At 65.2% G+C, this 18,716-nt stretch carries 17 protein-coding genes; 3 read left to right on the top strand and 14 right to left on the bottom strand.

Annotated elements, in window-relative coordinates; all coding sequences use genetic code 11:
- Positions 1-10 precede the first annotated feature (10 nt).
- Positions 11-2,035 (bottom strand): NADPH-dependent 2,4-dienoyl-CoA reductase, encoded by a 2,025-nt coding sequence (locus G3N59_RS15880; RefSeq protein WP_205983565.1) that lies wholly within the window; start codon positions 2,033-2,035, stop codon positions 11-13.
- A 101-nt stretch (positions 2,036-2,136) separates the two neighbouring features.
- Between G3N59_RS15880 and G3N59_RS15875 the strand changes: the two genes are divergently transcribed.
- A complete protein-coding gene (locus G3N59_RS15875; protein WP_205983642.1) occupies positions 2,137-2,712 on the top strand; it encodes a PadR family transcriptional regulator in 576 nt (191 codons plus the stop codon).
- Positions 2,713-2,735: 23 nt separating this feature from the next.
- On the opposite strand, the gene G3N59_RS15870 is transcribed toward G3N59_RS15875, so the two are convergent.
- The 11 genes from G3N59_RS15870 to G3N59_RS15820 form a co-directional block, all read right to left on the bottom strand.
- The gene (locus G3N59_RS15870; RefSeq protein ID WP_205983564.1) at positions 2,736-3,056 is read right to left on the bottom strand and encodes a hypothetical protein; all 321 of its coding nucleotides are present in this window, start codon (positions 3,054-3,056) and stop codon (positions 2,736-2,738) included.
- Positions 3,057-3,079: 23 nt separating this feature from the next.
- A complete protein-coding gene (locus G3N59_RS15865) occupies positions 3,080-4,540 on the bottom strand; it encodes an alginate export family protein (RefSeq protein WP_205983563.1) in 1,461 nt (486 codons plus the stop codon).
- 5 nt (positions 4,541-4,545) lie between these two features.
- Positions 4,546-5,415 carry a glyoxalase gene (locus tag G3N59_RS15860; RefSeq protein ID WP_241023485.1) on the bottom strand — a complete coding sequence of 290 codons (870 nt, stop codon included), beginning with the start codon at positions 5,413-5,415 and terminating at the stop codon, positions 4,546-4,548.
- Positions 5,416-5,515: 100 nt separating this feature from the next.
- Positions 5,516-6,247: a YoaK family protein gene (locus tag G3N59_RS15855; RefSeq protein ID WP_205983561.1), complete on the bottom strand. Its 732-nt coding sequence runs from the start codon at positions 6,245-6,247 to the stop codon at positions 5,516-5,518.
- A complete protein-coding gene (locus tag G3N59_RS15850; RefSeq protein WP_205983560.1) occupies positions 6,229-6,471 on the bottom strand; it encodes a DUF1427 family protein in 243 nt (80 codons plus the stop codon). Before G3N59_RS15850 ends, G3N59_RS15855 begins: the two co-directional genes overlap by 19 nt.
- Positions 6,472-6,534: 63 nt before the next feature.
- Positions 6,535-7,248 carry a phosphohydrolase gene (locus G3N59_RS15845; protein WP_205983559.1) on the bottom strand — a complete coding sequence of 238 codons (714 nt, stop codon included), beginning with the start codon at positions 7,246-7,248 and terminating at the stop codon, positions 6,535-6,537.
- Between the two features lie 70 nt (positions 7,249-7,318).
- Positions 7,319-7,726, bottom strand: a complete 408-nt coding sequence (locus G3N59_RS15840) for a DoxX family protein (RefSeq protein ID WP_205983558.1) — start codon at positions 7,724-7,726, stop codon at positions 7,319-7,321.
- Between the two features lie 17 nt (positions 7,727-7,743).
- On the bottom strand, positions 7,744-9,651 hold the full coding sequence (locus G3N59_RS15835) for an amidohydrolase (RefSeq protein WP_205983557.1): 1,908 nt from the start codon (positions 9,649-9,651) through the stop codon (positions 7,744-7,746).
- 91 nt (positions 9,652-9,742) lie between these two features.
- Positions 9,743-10,378: a hydrolase gene (locus tag G3N59_RS15830; protein ID WP_205983556.1), complete on the bottom strand. Its 636-nt coding sequence runs from the start codon at positions 10,376-10,378 to the stop codon at positions 9,743-9,745.
- 138 nt (positions 10,379-10,516) lie between these two features.
- Positions 10,517-11,509: an alpha/beta hydrolase gene (locus tag G3N59_RS15825; RefSeq protein ID WP_205983555.1), complete on the bottom strand. Its 993-nt coding sequence runs from the start codon at positions 11,507-11,509 to the stop codon at positions 10,517-10,519.
- Positions 11,510-11,795: 286 nt separating this feature from the next.
- Positions 11,796-14,723 carry a winged helix-turn-helix domain-containing protein gene (locus G3N59_RS15820; RefSeq protein WP_205983554.1) on the bottom strand — a complete coding sequence of 976 codons (2,928 nt, stop codon included), beginning with the start codon at positions 14,721-14,723 and terminating at the stop codon, positions 11,796-11,798.
- Between the two features lie 476 nt (positions 14,724-15,199).
- Between G3N59_RS15820 and G3N59_RS15815 the strand changes: the two genes are divergently transcribed.
- Entirely contained in the window at positions 15,200-16,123 is a 924-nt protein-coding gene (locus tag G3N59_RS15815; RefSeq protein ID WP_205983553.1) for a helix-turn-helix domain-containing protein, read from the top strand.
- A gap of 3 nt (positions 16,124-16,126) precedes the next feature.
- On the opposite strand, the gene lhpI is transcribed toward G3N59_RS15815, so the two are convergent.
- Entirely contained in the window at positions 16,127-17,041 is a 915-nt protein-coding gene (gene lhpI / locus G3N59_RS15810; protein WP_205983552.1) for a bifunctional Delta(1)-pyrroline-2-carboxylate/Delta(1)-piperideine-2-carboxylate reductase, read from the bottom strand.
- Positions 17,042-17,252: 211 nt separating this feature from the next.
- On the opposite strand from lhpI, the gene G3N59_RS15805 reads away from it, so the two are divergent.
- Positions 17,253-17,999 (top strand): GntR family transcriptional regulator, encoded by a 747-nt coding sequence (locus G3N59_RS15805; RefSeq protein WP_205983551.1) that lies wholly within the window; start codon positions 17,253-17,255, stop codon positions 17,997-17,999.
- A gap of 37 nt (positions 18,000-18,036) precedes the next feature.
- Here G3N59_RS15805 and G3N59_RS15800 read toward each other — a convergent pair whose 3' ends face one another.
- Entirely contained in the window at positions 18,037-18,615 is a 579-nt protein-coding gene (locus G3N59_RS15800) for a pyridoxamine 5'-phosphate oxidase family protein (RefSeq protein WP_205983550.1), read from the bottom strand.
- Positions 18,616-18,716 lie beyond the last annotated feature (101 nt).

The raw sequence follows: 18,716 nt of genomic DNA, 5'->3' as shown, positions 1-18,716 counted from the left end.
AGCCACGCGCTCAGAGCAAGGTGGCCAGCGTCGTGCCTTCGTGAATCGCACGCTTGGCGTCGAGTTCGGCCGCTTCTGCCGCGCCGCCGATCACATACACCGTACGTCCTGCGGCCTGCAACTGATCGGCGAGTTCGCGCAGCGGTTCCTGGCCCGCGCAGATCACCACGTTATCGACCGCGAGCGTGTGCGCCTGACCGTCGATAGTCACGTGCAACCCTTCATCGTCGATCCGCCGATACTCCACCGACGACGTCATACCCACGCCGCGCGCCTTGAGCGCCGTGCGGTGAATCCATCCGGTGGTCTTGCCGAGCGTTTCGCCCACCTTCGAGCGACGGCGTTGCAGCAGCTGCACGCGCCGCGCCGCTGGCCCCACCGCTGCCTCGCGCAAGCCGCCGCGCTCGGCGTAACCGGTATCTACGCCCCATTCGGCGAAGAACTTCTGCGCATCGAGACTCGCGGATTCGCCTTCATGCACGAGATATTCGGCCACATCGAATCCGATGCCGCCCGCACCGACAATCGCCACATCCCGCCCCACTGGCTTGCCATCGCGCAGCACGTCCAGATAGCCCAGCACCTTGGCGTGACCGGCGCCTTCGATGCGCAACTCGCGCGGCAGCACGCCGGTCGCCACGACCACTTCGTCGAACCCTTCCTGCATCAACGCCTGCGCGCTCGCGCGCGTGCCCAGACGCAACTCCACGCCGGTCAATTCGATCTGGCGGCGGAAGTAGCGCAGCGTTTCGTAGAACTCCTCCTTGCCCGGCACCTTTTTGGCGATATTGAACTGGCCGCCGATCTCCTCGCTGGCCTCGAAAAGCGTCACGCGATGCCCACGGCGCGCCGCCGTCACCGCACAGGCGAGCCCAGCCGGACCCGCGCCCACGACCGCCACGCGCTTTTGCCGCGTCGCCGGTTCGATCACGATTTCCGTCTCGTGGCAGGCACGCGGATTCACGAGGCAGGACGTGACCTTGCCCGCGAACGTATGGTCCAGACACGCCTGATTGCAGCCGATACAGGTGTTGATCTCATCGGCGCGGCCTTCGCTGGCCTTGCGCACGAAATCGGCGTCGGCGAGGAACGGGCGCGCCATCGACACCATGTCGCACACGCCATCCGCCAGCAACTGCTCGGCGAGTTCGGGGGTATTGATGCGGTTGGTGGCGACCAGCGGCACCGAGACCTTGCCCATCAACTGCTGCGTGACCCACGCCCACGCGCCGCGCGGCACCTTGGTGGCGATGGTGGGAATGCGCGCTTCGTGCCAGCCAATGCCGGTATTGATGATGGTCGCGCCCGCCTGTTCGATCGCCTGGGCAAGCTGGATCACTTCCTCCAGCGTCGAGCCGCCCTCCACCAGATCGAGCATCGAAAGCCGGTAAATGATGATGAATTCGCGGCCCACACGCTCGCGCACGCGGCGCACGATTTCCACCGCGAAGCGGATGCGGTTTTCGTAACTGCCGCCCCACTGATCCGTGCGCTGGTTGGTGCGCATCGCAATGAACTCGTTGATGAGGTAACCCTCGGAGCCCATGATTTCGACGCCGTCGTAACCCGCATGCTGCGCCAGCGCCGCACAGCGCACGAAGTCGCCGATGGTTTCCTCGACTTCGTCATCGCTCAGTGCGTGCGGCGTGAACGGATTGATCGGCGCCTGCAACGCGCTGGGCGCAACCAGCATCGGCTGATACGAATAACGGCCGAAGTGCAGGATCTGCATGGCGATCTTGCCGCCTTCCGCATGCACGGCGCGCGTGATCGTGCGATGGTGTCCGGCTTCTTCCTCGGTGCTCAGCATGGCGCCGCCGTGCATCGGGCGACCGCGTTCGTTCGGCGCGATGCCGCCCGTGACGATCAAGCCTACGCCGCCGCGCGCACGCTCCGCGTAAAACGCGGCCATGCGCTCGAAGCCATTGGGCGCCTCCTCCAGACCGACGTGCATGGAACCCATCAGCACGCGGTTCTTCAAGGTCGTGAAGCCCAGATCGAGTGGGCGCAGCAAGTGGGGATAGTGTGTTGTCATGTTTATGCAACTGGTTGCACGAAGGTGCAGCCGATAATGCAACCAGTTGCATAGAGAGTCAAGCGGATGCGAAAATTTGGAAAACTTCCTCTATATCGCCGATGTCACTCCCGCACGCCCTGCTCACTGCCCTGGTCGAACGGTCCTGCTCCGGATCGGAACTGGCCGCGCGTTTCGACCGCTCGATCGGCTATTTCTGGCACGCGACCCATCAGCAGATTTACCGCGAGCTGGCGCGCATGGAGGAAGCCGGACTGATCGAATCGCTGCCGGAAGAAAACACGCGCGGGCGCAAGCGTGCTTATCGCGTGCTGCCGGCCGGGCGCGCGCAATTGAAGGACTGGATCGCTCAGGAGGATGAACCCGCCGCGCTGCGCGACGAATTCATGGTGCGCCTGCGGGCCGAAGCGGCGGTCGGGCCCACGGGGCTGGATCGGGAAATCCGGCGGCGGATCGGCCTGCATGAAGCGAAGCTCGCGCTGTATCGGGAAATCGAGGAGCGCGACTTTCCTGCGGAGCCGGCAGATCGCGAAACCGCGCTGCATCATCTGGTGTTGCAGGCGGGCGTTCGCTATGAGGAAAACTGGCTGGCGCTGCTGAAAGAAGCGCTTGTTGCGCTTCAGAAACCGTCGCGCGCATCGAAGCCCAGGCGAAAAAAAGCGGTTGGCGCCGCATAATCGACACCCACCGCTTTCGTTTTTCACCAGAATTGCGGCAACGCGCCCGCACTATTCAGATTGAGCTTTGCCGCGCTCTTGCGGCGGCGCAGCAGCTTCACCTGGGTCTGCGCGATATCGCTCCACGCCTCTACGGCGCGGCGCACGGCCGAATCGAACGATTCGTCCTCGACCGTGCAGCGCCCATCCACCGTGATCTGCCAGCCGTGCCGCGTGCGCGTGCAACTCACGCGCTCGTCTTCCATGAGATCGGCGTACCAGCGCCACAGGCGCGCATCGTCGATGTTGGCGCGCGCGGCGGCAGTCAGCCGCGCGACTTCGAGGCTATGCATCTGCTTGACCATCTCGTTCCCCTGTTTCCTATCGCTCACCAGCCGAATTTCGCTTCCACGCCGACGTAATCCGCGTTGCGCGCGCCCAATGCGCGGATCGAATCGCCCACCTCGAAATGCACGGCTTCGAGCGCCAGCGCCACGTTGTCGTTGACGATCCAGTCCGCGCGCACCTGCGCATACATGCCGGTCCAGCTACTGCCCTTGCCCGCCGTGCCCGGCACGGTTGCCATGCCCTGGCCGTAGATGGCGTCGGCGGTGGTCTCGCGCCACTGAAAACCGAGCGCGGTCAGCAAGGTCACCTTCGGCGTGACCTTGAAGGTCAGCGAGGGCTTGACGTGAATCAGGTTGCTGTAGCCCGCATAGCCCGCGAGCGTGAAGTAATAGCCGTTCGGAAACAGCGGGTTGAAAGTGCCCACCCGCCCATCGCCCGGATGCCGGTCGCCCGACGCGCCATCGACCTGCAGGCCCACACGCGGCGTGCCGGGCAGCGCCGCCAGCGTATAGCCGCCCAGCGCGCCGAAGGCCCAGGCGCTCACGGTATCGGCGCCCACGCGGCCGGTCTGGAACATCGTTTCCACGTCCCAGTCGAACGGCGCCGATTTGCCCGCATAGCGCGCATCGAACACATCGCGCCGCTCGTTGCCGCTCGCATCGATAAAGCGCGCGTTATCGCGCTCGTAACGCGACCAGTACGCGGACAGATCGCCCGGCCCGACGCTCGCCCGCTCCACGCGCACGCCGCTGAACATGAGATGACCGTTCGAGACATCGTCGAAGGTATCCACGTCGCGGTATTGCACCGGCTGCGTCAGATAGCCGATAAAGCGCCACTTGCCGATCTCGTAGTCGGCCCACAGCGCATCGAAGGCCTGACGCACGTTCGGGCCGTCGCGCACGGAAATGAAGCGCTGCAAGTCGAACGCCATTTCCTGGCGGCCGACCCGCGCCTTGAACGTGCCGCCGCCCACGCCATAGACGAAAGCCACAAAAGCCTGCTCGATATCGAGCGGATTTTTATCGACCGGCGTGACCGCATCCTTGCCATACGGGCGCGCATCCTCGAGCTGGAAGAACGCCTGCACATGCTCGCCGAAGCGCGCATCGGCATGGACCTGCGCGCGCTGGATCAGCCAGCTATCGGCTTTGGCCGCGCCGAGGCCAAACAGCGGCGTGTTGTTCAGTTCGAAGCGCTCGCGCAGATTCGCGCCGAGCGAGAGATACCAGGACGGATCGCTCGACAGCGGAATGTATTTGAGCGTATCGAGCGGTTTGCGCGGCACGCACGGATTGGCCAGCGCGCTCCAGTCTTCCTGCCAGCGGTTGAACGATGGGATCGGACGCTGCGCATTGCAGGCCGCCGATGCCGGTGCGCTTGCCGTCTGCGCATGCGCCGCGCCCGCGTTCAAACCGGCGAACACCGCGCCCGCAAGCGCAGCACGCCGCCACGTGAAAGCCTGCACGCGCGCACTCCTGACTCTCTTGCTCGTGTGCATGCCGCTTACTTCGCTCGCTGATGCAGTTCGGCCACGTAGCCGCCGGGGAACTCGACCATGGCCGTGCGGCCTTCCGCGTTCTGCGCGGCCGGCACCAGCAGTTTCACGCCGGCGGCTTGCGCCTTGGCAAGCGTGGCATCGAGATCGGGGACGTCGTAGCCCGTGGTCTCGCGGCCATACGGATAAGGCAGCTTGCCGTCCGTCACGAACACCAGCATGTTGCCGAAGCCCGACTGGATACGCACGCGGCGAATCGTTTCGCCCGGCTTGCCGATCTCGGCGCCATCGGCGCGATGGTTATCGGCGACGATCTTGCCGTGCGAGAAGCGCAGGAAACGCTTGATGAAATTCTGCGCCTCGTACTTCGACACATAGACGCGGTTGTCCGGCACGTAGTCGAGCGGCGCATAGGACGGCGCCTTCGTGTGCCAGTAAAGCTGCATCGTCAGCCCGCCCGGCCACTGGATGATGGCGTCCTTGCCGATCGGATCGTCGAACGATTCAACCAATACGTCCGCGCCCGAAGCGCGTGCGGCGCGCACGGCCTTGTCGATATCGGTGACCAGATAGCCGGTGCGCTCGTTGCCGAACGGGTAAGGCACCGGCGTCTGGAACGCGAACACCGAGAGCATGCCCACCGGCGTCTGCACGTATTGCGAGGCGGTTTTGCTGGGCGTCGGCGTGACCGTGAACACGGCGCGCGGCGAGGCCTTGCCGCCGAAGGTGGCGAGGAAGCTGTTGACGAAAGCGTCGATATCGTCATTCGCGACATAGACGTGCGTGGTGTCGTATTGCGGGCCGACGGACACCACGGGCGTTTGCGCGGCGCTCGGATACTGCGCGTCGTCGGCGAAGGCGCCCGTGGCGGGCAGCATGAAACCGAGTGCCGCAAGCGCGGCGACCAGTACGCGCGCGGGACGTTGAATGCAAGCAAGATTCACGTAAAGCTCCTGATGAAGTTACGACGTAGAGAGTTCAGGCGGCCGTCTCGGCCTGCGCGCTTTGCCACGCCGAGACAGCCAGCATCGCCAGCAGCGCGAGCGGCAAGGCCAGCGCCCAGAACGAGCCACTGAGCCAGCCGAGCGCGCCGCCGCCCGCACCCAGCGCGAACGCCAGCACCGGCGGCAGCGTGCGCGCGAGCCGCTCGCGCGTTTCGCTGCGATCGACGCGAGCGTGACCGGGAACCAGCAGATCGAACACGTCGATCACGGCTTGCGTGACGTTGCCGGTCATGACCGTATTCGCGACCACGCTGCGCGCGGTGAGCCGCGCGTGCGCGTTCTGCACGCCCATGCCCGCCGCGCCCAGCAGCCCGCACACGATGGTGAGCGGCGCATCGGCATGGGTGATCGGCGCGGCCAGCAGGCCCGCGATCATGAACGCCGCAAGCAGCGCGATCTGCAGCGCGTAGAGACCGCTTACGCGCATGCCGTGCGAGCGCTCGCGCAGATGGTTGTCGAGCACGCGCGCCGCCACGATGCCCGCGATAAAGGCCGGGAACGCGAGCCACTTGATCAGCAGCCCGCTACCCGCGCCCGCGAGACCCGAGCCGATCAGAATGAAATTGCCGGTCACGTGCGCCGTGAACAGGCCGAACAGCGCGACGAAACCCAGCGTATCGACATAGCCCGCGACGAACGCGAGCACCACGTTTTCGCCGCGCAACGGCGCGAGAACGGCTGCGGGACTCAAGGCTCGTTGCCGCATGTCGGGGCGGCCTTTGCGATGGTGGCGAGGTCGGGCGGCGCAGCCTGCGTCTGCACCACGGGCGGCTTCAGTTGCGCCTGCACGAACGGAATGGCGTGTTCGCCGATCACGATGCCCAGCAGCCCGGCCAGCGCGATCAACGGCGGCGCGGGCGACTGCACCCGCGCGAAGTAATAGAGGAAGCCGACCACGAGGCCCGCTCCCAGCGAAATCAGATATGACATCTCTGCTTCTCCTTTCTGTGCCGCGCGCGACGCGGTGTGCGCGTGGCGCGCGGTACTGCTCGACTACCAGGCGCGGCGGCGCATGCGCCCGTCCACGCCCGCGTTCATCTCCTGCCAGCGCGAACCGAGAATCTGTCCGCAGTAGTTCACGCGGCAATAATCGGCATCGACGCGGTCCAGCACATCGGCGCTGACGGTGCCGAAGGTCGTGTGCGGCCGGTGGGCCACGCCGCGCCCGATTGCGCCGATCAGCTCTTCCTCGAAGCCCTTGCCACGCGGATACGCCGCCAGCACGCCCGCGCGCTCGCCGCCCGAATACGCATCGAAACGTTCGGCGACCAGATCGGTGCGCACCGCCGCCGCCAGCACATCGGCAAGTGGCGAAACACGCGCCGGAATGCCCGGCGTGGTGTGCATCGCAATGGCGAGCCACGCTTCGTCCTGGTCGCGCACGCTCGCGCCATGCCGTTGCAGAAGGCCGCGCGCGGCGTCGGCGCTATCCAGTTCGTAGCGCGCCGTCGAATGCGCGTAGGCCGCGCTCAAACCCATGTTCGCGTACATCGAACTGACGTAAAGCGTGCCTTCGTCGCAGGCAAGGCCACCGCGCCGCGCATTCAGCGCCGCGAACACGAACACGCGGCTCGCGTGGCCGAGCAGCACCGGCGGCAGCGCCGCGTGCGCGCATTCGGCGGCGGCGATGGCCACCGGCGTGCACGGAATGCGCACGCCCGCCACTTCTCCCACGACCCCACGCGCGCTCCATGACGCTGCCCGCATGCCCCCTCTCCCATGTGTTGTTCTTTGCGTTGTTATCGCCCGGCGCGATGAAACCCCAAACCCGCAGGTTTCACGCGCGATGCGTCTGCTGCGCGGCGAGCGGCCAGCTCAGGCGATAACGCCCCGCTCCGCCGATCGCCACGGTGCCGAACAGGATCAGCAGCATCCACGCGAACTGCCCCTGTTCGAGCGTCCAGTCCGGGTGCACGAGGCCCAGCGCGACGACCGTGACGACCAGGATCGGCAGCGCGGCCAGCCGCGTATACACGCCGAGGATCATCAGCACCGGGCACACGACTTCGGCGAAGATCGCGAAACTGAGCGTAAAAGCACTGCCCAGATGCAGCGGATCTTCGATCGCGCCCAGTTGCGCGTGCACGTGCAGCGCTTTCGGCAATCCGTGCACGAACAACACGAGCAGGCTCGCGGCCACGCGCAGGAACAGCAGCGCGGCGTCGGCGGTATCGATGCGTTTCATGGCGGCGCGCTCCCGGTTCAGAACGCGAAGCAGCTACAGCCGAGCGCGCCCCAGAAGCCGTTCTGGTCCGACACCGGCGCGTTGCTGCGCCACGCGCGGCCGTGCGCATGCTGGTGCACGCCGCACAGGTTCACGCAGGCATCGCTGCACGCCTGTGCGAGCGCGGCGTCGTTCATCGCGTTGACGGCGTTCGCCACCACCGGCCGATAACGCGCATAGCCACCGAATTCCGCAACCGGCGACCACGTCGGGCTGACCGGCAGCGCGGGCGGCGCGATCGAATCGAATTCGGCATCGGCGTACACCACGCGGCCGTTCACCACGGTCAGCACGGAAGTCAGATGCTTGATCGAGGCTTCGTCGACAGTGAAAAAGTCGTCGCTTAACACGGCGAAATCGGCGTACTGGCCGGGCACCAGCGCGCCTTTCTTCGTCTCGTCGTTCGAGAACCAGGCGCTGCCCACGGTGTAGCGGCGCAGCGCTTCCATGCGCTCCAGGCGGTCGCGTTGCGCGTACATCGGCGTGCCGCCCACGGTGCGGCCGGACACCAGCCAGTAGAGCGAGACGAACGGGTTGTAGCTCGCCACACGCGTGGCGTCGGTGCCCGCGCCCACGGGCAGGCCCGCTTCCAGCATCTTGCGCACCGGCGGCGTGTGCGCGGCGGCTTCGGCGCCGTATTGCGCGATGAAGTATTCGCCCTGATACGCCATGCGATGCTGCACGGCGATCCCGCCGCCCAGTGCCGCGATACGCTCGATATTGCGCTCCGAAATCGTCTCGCAATGGTCGAAGAACCAGCGCAGGCCGTCGAACGGAGTATCGGCGTTGACGCGCTCGAAGACGTTCAGGAAGCGGTCGATCGATTCGTCGTAGGTCGCGTGCAGACGCCACGGCCAGCGGTTTTGCACCAGCAGGCGCACGACGTCTTCGAGTTCCTGCTCCATGCCTTCGGGCAGATCGGGGCGCGGCTCCAGGAAGTCCTCGAAATCGGCGGCCGAAAACACCAGCATTTCGCCCGCGCCGTTGACCTTGAGAAAGTCGTCGCCGTCGCCGGGGCGCGTGGCCTTGACCCACTTGGCGAAATCCTCGACTTCGCGCTTCGCGTTCTGCGTGAACAGGTTGTACGCAATGCGGATGCTGAGCTGGTCGCGCTTCGCCAGTTCCATGATGACCGCGTAGTCGTCGGGATAAGCCTGATAACCGCCGCCCGCGTCGATGGCGCTCGTCACGCCGAGCCGATTGAGTTCGCGCATGAACTGGCGCGAGGAATTCATCTGGTCGTCGAAGGGAAGCTTCGGACCTTTGGCGAGCGTGGCGTACAGCAGGCCCGCGTTCGGACGCGCGATCAGCATGCCGGTGGGATTGCCGCGCCGGTCGCGCTGGATTTCGCCGCCCGGCGGATTGGGCGTGTCGCGGTCGTAGCCCACCGCGCGCAGCGCGGCCGCATTGAGCAGCGCGCTGTCGTAGAGATGCAGGATGAACACCGGCGTATCCGGCGCGATGGCATTGAGTTCTTCGAGCGTGGGACCGCGTTTTTCGGCGAACTGGAATTCGTTCCAGCCGCCCACCACGCGCACCCATTGCGGCGCGGGCGTGCGCGCCACCTGCTGGCGCAGCATGTCGAGCGCGTCGGCTAGCGACGGCACGCCGTCCCAGCGCAATTCCATATTGAAGTTCAGACCGCCGCGAATCACGTGCAGGTGCGAGTCGTTGAGACCCGGAATCACGGTGCGGCCATTCAGGTCGATACGGCGCGCGTCGTCGCGGGCCCATTGCATGACGTCGCGCTCGTTGCCCGTCGCCACGACCTTGCCGTTCGACACGGCCAGCGCGGTGACGAACGAGCGGCGTTCGTCCTGGGTGGCAATCTTGCCGTTGTAGATCACCAGGTCGGCGACGCGGGCAGGTTGATCGGGTGCGCTCATCGACGCTCTCCTGTGTTCTCGTTGCGATGGATAGTGGTGTTGCTGGCGCGCGAGGCGGCGTGTTTCAAAGCCGCCTCGCGCGCGTTCAGACTCAGGCGGCTTCGCTTGCGTGTTCGCCGAGGATCTGCTTCGCGTAACGCACGCCGATGCCATACGCGCTATGCGCCTTGAAGATGTCCATGCAGCCTTCGTAGGTCTCGCCGCGCGCCCAGTCGCGTTGCAGCTCGCACATGAACTGCAGCGAGTTCATCGGCACGGCGCCCGCCTGGACGATGCGCTGCACGGCGCGCTCGTGCGCTTCTTCGGTGATGTCGCCGCACGCGTCGGTCGGCACATAGATTTCGAAGCCTTCCGCGAGCATCTGGATGGTCGGGAAAGTCACGCACACTTCGGTCCACAGACCCGCGATCACGATCTTCTTGCGGCCGGTGGCCTTGATCGCCTCACGGAAACCGGCGTCTTCCCACGAGTTCATCGAGGTGCGGTCGATCGGCTTCTGTTGCGGAAACACCGCCTGCACTTCCGGCAGCAGATGGCCGCTGAACGATTCGGAAGCGATCGTCGTCAGCACCGTGGGCACCTTGAAGAGCTTCGCGGCCTTCGCGAGGATCTGCACGTTATGCAGCACCGTGGTGCGCTCGTGCGAATGCGTGCCGAAGAACATCTGCGGCTGGTGGTCGATCAGCGCGAGTGCGCAGGTGTCGGGGGTCAACAGTTCGTATGCCATGTGGTGCTCCGTGTAGAGGTGAATCGATGGCGGCGAGCTTAGGCGGCTCGCGCCATCGTGTCCTTGTCGATACCTGAAATTTTTCTGAATCGGCTCAATTCAGATAATCGAATCGATCAGGATGCCGAATGACCCGAATCAGGCCTTCAGGAAGGCGAGCAGATCGGCGTTGACCTGTTCGACGTGCGTGCTGCACATGCCGTGCGGCGCGCCTGCGTAGACCTTGAGCGTCGCGTTCTTGACGATCTTCGCGGAGAGCTTCGCCGAATCGTCGATCGGCACGATCTGGTCGTCGTCGCCGTGCAGGATCAGCGTGGGCACGCTGATCTTCTTGAGGTCGTCGGTGTAATCGACTTCCGAGAACTGCTTGATGCACTCGTACTGGCCTTTGATCGAACCGGCCATGCCCTGGCGCCAGAAGTCCTGCACGAGGCCTTGCGAGACCTTCGCGTTCGGGCGGTTGAAGCCGTAGAACGGCTGCGCCAGATCCAGATAGAACTGCGAGCGGTTCGCGGCCACACCGGCGCGGATGTTGTCGAATACCTGCATCGGCAGGCCGTTCGGGTTGCTCGCCGACTTGACCATCTGCGGCGGCACCGCGCCGATCAGCACGGCCTTCGCCACGCGCTTCTCGCCGTGACGGCCGATGTAATGCGCCACTTCGCCGCCGCCCGTGGAGTGACCCACGAGCATCGCGCCCTTCACGTCGAGCGCGTCGAGCACGGCGGCCAGATCGTCGGCGTAGGTGTCCATGTCGTTGCCCTCGGACGGCTGGCCCGAGCGGCCATGGCCGCGGCGATCATGCGCGATCACGCGATAGCCCTGATTCACGAGGAAGAGCATCTGCGCGTCCCACGCGTCGGCGCTCAGCGGCCAGCCGTGCGAGAACACCACCGGCGTGCCCGTGCCCCAGTCCTTGAAATAGATCGGCGTGCCGTCCTTGGCATTCACATAGCCGCCGCCGTGATGATGGCCCGTGGCATGCGCGTGCGAAGCGCCGCCCGCCGTGGTCGCGGCGCTGGCCGACAGGCTCGACATGGCGGCCATGGCGCCGGCCATGCCCGCGCTGGCGGACAACATGCGGCGGCGCGAAGCCGAAGGAATGGACGTGTCGATTTGCTGCGTGTTCATGCTGGATCTCCGTCGAAGCATCGCTGCGTACGCAAAAGCGATGAGGTTGCGCGTTGTAGTCAGGCTGTTATCGGCGCGATGCGGCAGGCGAGAAGTCATGAAGCTGCGCCGCAATGCGTGGGCACAGATTAGGCAGGCGTGCGCCTGAAGTCCTTGTCGGAAGCTGAAAAGTCCTGAATTCAGGCGCAAATACCGGGCAAGCGTGGAGAACGCGCAGACGCAAGCGGCATCGCGGTCCGTGATGGACCGCGATGCGCTGCAAACGGGAAAGGCGAAAGAGGGAGACTTACTGCGGCGCGAGCCGTTCCACACGTGGCGTGCGGTGCGATTGAACGGCTTTCGCGAGGGTCGCGAGGCGCTGAAAATCGGGCGCGCGTGCATCGTCATCGGGCGCGATGCCCGACGCCTGCAGAGCGTCGATCAATGCCGAAGCCCGCGCCGCGTCGCCCTGCTCCAGCGCATACGCGGCGAGATCGAGCGTGGCGCGCAACTCCCACAACGGCGCGCTATCGGCACGCGCCATCGCAATGGCTTCGTCGATCAAACGGCGGCCGGCTTCTTCGCGCCGCGCGATTTCCTCGACGGGCGTGCCGCGCTGCGCCGCGCGCCGCAATTCGAGCCAGCCACGCGCGCGCTGCAACTCCGGCGCGAAATAGCGCTCGCCGTTGGCCCGTGCGTTGACGAGCGCATCGTCGAGCCGCACGCGCGCTTCCTCGAAGCGGCCCGCCAGCGCAAGCGCCTGCGCGAGCAGCACGACAAACGGCGTGACCACGCGCCGGAAGCCGCGCGACGCGAGCCGCTGTAACGCGGGTTCGAGCCGTTCGAGCGCAACCTGTGCGTGGCCCGCCAGCATGTCGCGCTTCGCCGCGAGGCATTCGGCGTAATCGAGCCAGATATCCAGCCGATGGCTCGCCGACTGCGAACGCAGCAGCGCCAGATAGTTGTCCGCCTGCGGCGCGCCGCAATCGAGCGCGATCGGTACGGCCACCGCGGCCAGCACATGACTCAGCGAAGGTTCCAGCGTATCGCCGTGAATCAGTTCGAGCGTGCTTTCGACCAGCTGCATCGCCTTCGCCGGCTGACATTGAATCAGCGCGATGCGCGCGAGCGTGCCGCGTGCGTAGATCAACGGATACACCGTGAGCCAGCCGTGCGACGGCGCGTTGACGCCGATCGTCGTGAAGGCTTCGACCGTGCGTTCCAGCCGCTCGCGCGCCTGATCGTGCTCGCCGAAACAGTGCAGCGAAATGGCGATGGTCTGCTCCGCGAGCCAGCGCCGCCACGGCGAGTCGCCGCTTGCCGCCGCGTGCTGAAAACGCGTGGCATAGCGCAGCGAAGCGTGAATATCGCCGCGCGACTGCATGGTGTTCCACAGGCCCCAGAGCGCGTCGGCGGCGAACTCGCTGTCGCTGGCGGCGCGCGCAAGGCGCAGCGCGCGCTCCCACAGCGCGACGGCCTGGCCCATGTCGTCGCCCACGTGCAGCAGGGAACTCGCGTAGGCCGCGCACAGCTTCATTTCGCACACGGCATCGACGGAACCGGCCGGCAGCGTGTCGAGCACCGCCAGCGCGCGTTGTGCACGCTGGCAGCATTCCTGCACGCGCGAGGCGCTCAGCAAGGTGCCGACCAGCGCGCCCGCGAGCGCGACGCCCAGCGCCTTGTCGCCATCGTCGGAGAACGCCCAGTCGTAGGCGCTGCGCGCATCGTCGAGCGACAGACGCGCGCTCACATCGGCGCAATCGTGCTCCGGCTGCGCGACGAACGGGCCGCCTTCTTCGATGCGCTTGCGCATATAGCGCACATGACGCGTGGCGATGGACTGCGATTCGCCTTCGTCGCGCAGCTTTTCGAGTGCATAGGCGCGCGTGCTTTCGGTCAGCCGATACACGGCGATCGCGCCGCGAAACTCCACGTTCAGCAGCGATTTGGTCGCGAGTTCAGAGAGGCTCGACACGATCACGGCGATCGACATGCCGGGTTCGGCCGTCACCGCGCAGACGGCGTCGAACGTGAACGTGCCGGCGAAACAGCCGCAGCGGCGGAACACGATGCGCGACGCCGCGTCGAGCAGCATATAGCTCCACTCGAAGGTCGCGCGCAGCGTCTGATGGCGCGGCAAGGTGGAACGCAGCCCGCCCGTGAGCAGATCGAGGCGGTCGTCCAGACGCGAGGCCACGCCTTCCACGCCCAGCGTGGCCACGCGCGCGGCGGCCAGTTCGATGGCCAGCGGCAAGCCTTCGAGGCGCCGGCAGATTTCGGCGACGAGCGCGATGCTGGCGTCGTCGCGCGCGCAATCGGGCGCCAGCGCGCGGGCGCGGGTCAGAAACAGCGCGACGGCGGAATACGCGAGGATCGCGTCAGTCGGCAGCCCGCTTTCGGGCACGGCGAGCGGTTCGAGCCGCAGCACGGCTTCGGCCCAGATATGCAGCGGCTCGCGGCTGGTGACGAGCAGGCGCGCGGCATGATGGCGCGTCACCAGCGTATCGACAAAACCCGCCACGACGTCGATCACATGCTCGGCGTTATCGAGCACGAGCAGACAATTCGACGCTGCAACGGCCGCGCAGATCGCGTCTTCGCAGGACACGCCCGGCTCGCCCTGCAGACCGAGTGATTCGGCCAGCGCCGCGAGCACGCTCTCGCGCGAATTGGCCTTGTTCAGTTCCACGAAGCGCACGGCGCGGCCATGGCGCTGCTGGATTTCGCGCGCAGCGTGGCGCGCCAGGCAGGTCTTGCCGATACCGCCCGCGCCCACCACCGTGGTCACCGCCACCTGTTCGAACTGCTCGACGATGCGGGCGATTTCGGCTTCGCGTCCGATGAGCGGCGCGATCCGCAACGGCGCCGCGCCCGGCGATGCGGCTGGCGATGCGGCTGACAAGCCGGGGACGAGCGTGCGTTCTGTCTGCGCGCCGCCGCCCTGCATGCGCTGCGCAACCAGCACATAGCCGCGCCCCGCCACGGTCTTGATGAGATCGCGCTCCACGCCCAGCAGTTTGCGCAGCGCGGCCACATGCACCTGCAGACGGTTTTCCTCGACGATCGAGCCGGGCCAGACGGCATCCATGATCGCCTCTTTCGAGAGCATCACGCCATTCGCGCGATACAGCACTTCGAGCACATCGAATGCGCGTGCGCCAACCGGCACCACGAGGCCATTGCGCCGGATTTCGCGCTGCTCGAAACTGACCCGCAATGTGCCAATCTGAATCATGGTCATCTCCAGGACATATTTGCGTGCTCACACATCAGCGCACACGCACCTGGTTGAACACCGCCATTCGAAACGCACTCATCGCCTTGTTTCGAAACCAATATCGCGCCTCCTCTCATCGAATATCGACTTTTCCCTCTATTTCTGGCAAGACAGTGTAATGAGCCGCAATAAAGTCGTCTTGAACAATAATTCGCGCGCGACGGCGCCAAGCTCAATATCTGGCGCACGCACGCTCACGAAGGAATTATTTTTCCGCCGATCGGGAGAGGGATAATGTGCGCAATCGGCTGCCCGGCGGGCATTCAGTCCAATAAGCGCAATGCATGGCGCGCGTTGCCGCTGTTTAGTCCCGATGGTATAAATGTCACCTCGAAACTGTCGATCCGGTTACAGCGGCGTTTCAGCGGCACCTTTCCATTGTTCCCGGCAAACGGCGGGAACATTCCAGACGAACCGGCACGAGGTCACGGCCCATGATTTCGCGAGCAATCACTCCAACGGTTTCTGCCGCGCCCAAAGACAATCTCGGCTGCGTTTCCAGCAAATTGCAAAAAGACGTGCATGTCGAAAGCGGCGATATCACGTTCTACCGCAAATGCATGGCGGAACCGGATCTCGGGCGCGTGGCCATGCCCGCATGCGAACGCGGTTTTTTGACCGGTGTTTCATTGGGCAATGCGCACCGCCGAAAGATATTCCGTGGCGCGAGGCCATTCGATAGACGATTTGAAACAGATTCGATCTATATCCGCGATTTTTCTGAAGAATATCAGGCGGACATGTATGGCAATTTCGATTTCGTGCTTGTCGAATTGTCACGCCCGTTTTTTGATCGGCTTGCTAACGAGCACGACATGCCGCTCATCAGCGGCCTGACTTGCGACGCCGAACAGAAAGACCCCGTGCTCGGCCATCTTGCCCGTGCGCTGGCGGCGAATCTGGAAATCGCCGGCTCGCTCAATGCCTTGTTTGTCGAACAGATTGGCCTTGCGATGGGCTCGCACGTGGCGCGGCAATATGGCAATTTCAGCGCGGCGAGCGAACGCATCAAAGGCGCGCTCTCGGCCAATGACGAAGCGCGAGCCAAAGCGCTGCTGCTGGAGCGGCCGCGCGAGGGCATTTCCATTGCCGATATCGCGCGCGAGTGCAATCTCTCGCGCGGCTATTTCATTCGCGCGTTTTCGAAATCGACGGGGCGCACGCCGCATCAATGGCTGCTCGAACAGCGCATCGCCCAGGCGCGCGATCTCGTCGAACGCACCGAAATGACGCTTTCGGAAATCGCCGCGCAATGCGGTTTCGCCGATCAAAGCCATTTGAGCCGCGTGTTTCTCAAACTGGTGGGCGTCTCGCCCGGCGTGCAGCGCCGCCACGCGCGGCATGGCTCGCGCCGCTAACGCTCAAGCCTGGATATTGGCGCGCGCCGCCCGGCAAGCCGCCAGATCCCAGGCCGCGCAGCCCACACTCTTGAAGAAGACCGGCGCATCGGGCGTGATCGACTGCCGGATCGACTGCGCGAGCGTGTGCGTGGTGGTCCAGTCGAAACCCGCCTGAATCAGATCGCCCGCTTCGTGCCGCGCGCCCAGCGGATCGTCCACGACGATAAAGCTGCTGTCCACGGTGGCCTTGCCCACTTCCGCCGCGTCGGGCGTGAACGCGCCCACACCCACAATCAGACGCCCCGCGCGCGCGGGCAAGTCGTAGACCGGCGTTTTGCTGGTCGTGCACGTCACGACGACATCCACCGAATCGGCGATCTCGCCTTCCAGCGCGCGCAGATTCGGCGCGAGATGCGCGAGCCCTGCCACGAAGCGCTGCGACGACGCAGGCGTCGTGCCTTTGGCCAGCAGTTGCGCCTGGGGAAACAGCACCGCAAACGCCTCGACATGATTCGCCGCCTGTTTGCCCGTGCCGACGATTACGATCTCCTTCGGCGCAGCGCCGTGCAGCGACAGTATGCCGAGCGCGCTGATCGCGGCCGTGCGGCGTCCGGTGACGGTCGGGCCATCGAGCACGAACAGCATTTCGCCCGTGACCGGATCGCAGGCGATGACCTGGCCGTGGATCGTCGCAAGCGCCCGCTCGCGATTGCCGGGGCACACGTTCACGAGTTTATGGATGGCGATATCCGCGGCGCTCGACGGCATCGACAGCATCACGCCGCCCGCCTGCAGCGGCACGACCAGCCGCTCCGGGCTGACGATCTTGCCGTCGGCGTAGTCGAGGATGGTGTCGCGCAGAACGTTCACGAGTGTCGGGTAGTCGAGCAAGGCGGCGGTTGCGCTGGCGTCGAACGATTTCATGGCGTGGGTCATGGCAAGTGAGCGATGGTATTAACTGGTATAAAAGTAAACCAGTTATGGATAAATGGCAATCCAGTTCGAACGTTACATCCGCCAATCTGGCTCTGAATCAAAACCAAAAATGCTTCCCGGGCGCGTGAATCCGACCGTGCTGGTTTCGGCCAGCGCCTGGAGTGGTATATTCAGGACCAGACGCATCACCAGGCTCCAACAAGGCTCTCTCATGGCTTCCGCCCGTACCGACTTCCCGGCGAACTTTCGCCCGCTGCAGATCTACGAACAGGTGTCCGAAAAGGTCCGGGCCGAAATTCGCGCCGGGCGCTATCTGCCGGAATCCCGCCTGCCCTCCGAACGCGAGCTTGCAGCGATGTTCGGCGTCGGGCGGCCGGCCGTGCGCGAAGCCATCGGCGCGTTGCAGAACGAAGGGCTGGTCGTCACGCGCCGCAATTCGGGCACCTATGTGGCCGAAGACGCTCCCGCAATCCTGGCGCGCGCGGTCGTGCCCGCCAGCGGCGATGCGAACACGCTGCAAGCCGATTACAGCCCTTCCGCCACGCTCGACGTGCGCCTGATTCTGGAGCCCGCCATCGCCCGGCGCGCGGCGGCTCACAAGAAACGCGATCCGCTTGCCGAGCATTATCTGCAGCAGATGGAAACGCTCACGGATGTGGCCGACCCGGAGCAACGCGCGCTCTGGAATAACAGCGACCGGCTGTTTCACCGCCAGCTCGCCGTGATGACCGGCGACGTGCTGCTGGTCAAAATCGCCCAGGAAATCGCCGATACCATGGATCAGTCCTTGTGGAAGCGCATCAAGGACGATGGCATTTACGATCCCGCGCGCGTCCGCCTTTACGTGGCCGAACACCGCCTGATTTACGAAGCGATCGTGACCGGCGACGCCGATGCCGCCGCGTTTTACGTCGAGCAGCACATTCACCGCGTCCAGCGCGATATCGCGCCAAGCTGATTGATCAACGCGCGGTCTACGTGCGATCACCGCGCGATCATGGCGCGACCCAGCCACTGGACCAGCGCCCGCTTTCGCGCACGAAGCGCGCGCGTTGATGTCCATCCGCCGCCGATAGATCGAGCCAGTCCAGCGCATCCGGCCTGATGTCGACCACGCAAAAGTGCTCGAAGCCGGCATCGGCATCGGGCGTTGGCTGCGGCTTTGCGAAGGCATCGGCGGGCTGGTCGATGGGCGTGCCGGGCGCGAGCAAGGTGCGATACACAATCAGGCTCTGCTGGCGGCTGCGTTGCCAGGCCGCGCGTCGCGCGTCCCCTTCATCGACGATACGCACTTCGCCCGCAACACGAATCTGCACATTGCGCGCGGCATCCACGCCCGCGAGCGCGATGCGCGGCCGCTGGCGCAATTGCGCAATCTTCGGCGAGCGCAGATCGGTGTGAAACGTGATGAGGTTCTCAGATTCGCTCACGGTGCGCAGCACCACGCTGCGCACATCGGGCGATCCGTCGAGTGCGATCGTGGCCGCCTGCATGACCTTGAATGGCTGATGCCCCGCCAGCGTGCCGTTCGCAAGACAGCGCCACAGTTCGGTAAAAAGGAGGTCGAGATTCATTGCCGGCCAGTCCATTCCATTGATCGCATTGCGCACGATGCTACACGCAGCGCGAAAAAAAGCGCGCGCGGAACATCCCGGCGCGCGCAGCAAATCCCTGG

Origin of the sequence: Paraburkholderia sp. Ac-20340 (genome assembly GCF_017104965.1) — a bacterium.
GTDB lineage: Bacteria > Pseudomonadota > Gammaproteobacteria > Burkholderiales > Burkholderiaceae > Paraburkholderia.
This window is presented reverse-complemented; position numbering and strand designations above follow the sequence as displayed.

Coding starts and splice junctions, on each gene's coding strand:
- G3N59_RS15880 (WP_205983565.1), bottom strand. CDS start 2,035: ATGACAACACACTATCCCCACTTGCTGCGCCCACTCGATCTGGGCTTC.
- G3N59_RS15875 (WP_205983642.1), top strand. CDS start 2,137: ATGTCACTCCCGCACGCCCTGCTCACTGCCCTGGTCGAACGGTCCTGC.
- G3N59_RS15870 (WP_205983564.1), bottom strand. CDS start 3,056: ATGGTCAAGCAGATGCATAGCCTCGAAGTCGCGCGGCTGACTGCCGCC.
- G3N59_RS15865 (WP_205983563.1), bottom strand. CDS start 4,540: ATGCACACGAGCAAGAGAGTCAGGAGTGCGCGCGTGCAGGCTTTCACG.
- G3N59_RS15860 (WP_241023485.1), bottom strand. CDS start 5,415: ATGCTGCCCGCCACGGGCGCCTTCGCCGACGACGCGCAGTATCCGAGC.
- G3N59_RS15855 (WP_205983561.1), bottom strand. CDS start 6,247: ATGCGGCAACGAGCCTTGAGTCCCGCAGCCGTTCTCGCGCCGTTGCGC.
- G3N59_RS15850 (WP_205983560.1), bottom strand. CDS start 6,471: ATGTCATATCTGATTTCGCTGGGAGCGGGCCTCGTGGTCGGCTTCCTC.
- G3N59_RS15845 (WP_205983559.1), bottom strand. CDS start 7,248: ATGCGGGCAGCGTCATGGAGCGCGCGTGGGGTCGTGGGAGAAGTGGCG.
- G3N59_RS15840 (WP_205983558.1), bottom strand. CDS start 7,726: ATGAAACGCATCGATACCGCCGACGCCGCGCTGCTGTTCCTGCGCGTG.
- G3N59_RS15835 (WP_205983557.1), bottom strand. CDS start 9,651: ATGAGCGCACCCGATCAACCTGCCCGCGTCGCCGACCTGGTGATCTAC.
- G3N59_RS15830 (WP_205983556.1), bottom strand. CDS start 10,378: ATGGCATACGAACTGTTGACCCCCGACACCTGCGCACTCGCGCTGATC.
- G3N59_RS15825 (WP_205983555.1), bottom strand. CDS start 11,509: ATGAACACGCAGCAAATCGACACGTCCATTCCTTCGGCTTCGCGCCGC.
- G3N59_RS15820 (WP_205983554.1), bottom strand. CDS start 14,723: ATGATTCAGATTGGCACATTGCGGGTCAGTTTCGAGCAGCGCGAAATC.
- G3N59_RS15815 (WP_205983553.1), top strand. CDS start 15,200: ATGATTTCGCGAGCAATCACTCCAACGGTTTCTGCCGCGCCCAAAGAC.
- lhpI (WP_205983552.1), bottom strand. CDS start 17,041: ATGACCCACGCCATGAAATCGTTCGACGCCAGCGCAACCGCCGCCTTG.
- G3N59_RS15805 (WP_205983551.1), top strand. CDS start 17,253: ATGGCTTCCGCCCGTACCGACTTCCCGGCGAACTTTCGCCCGCTGCAG.
- G3N59_RS15800 (WP_205983550.1), bottom strand. CDS start 18,615: ATGAATCTCGACCTCCTTTTTACCGAACTGTGGCGCTGTCTTGCGAAC.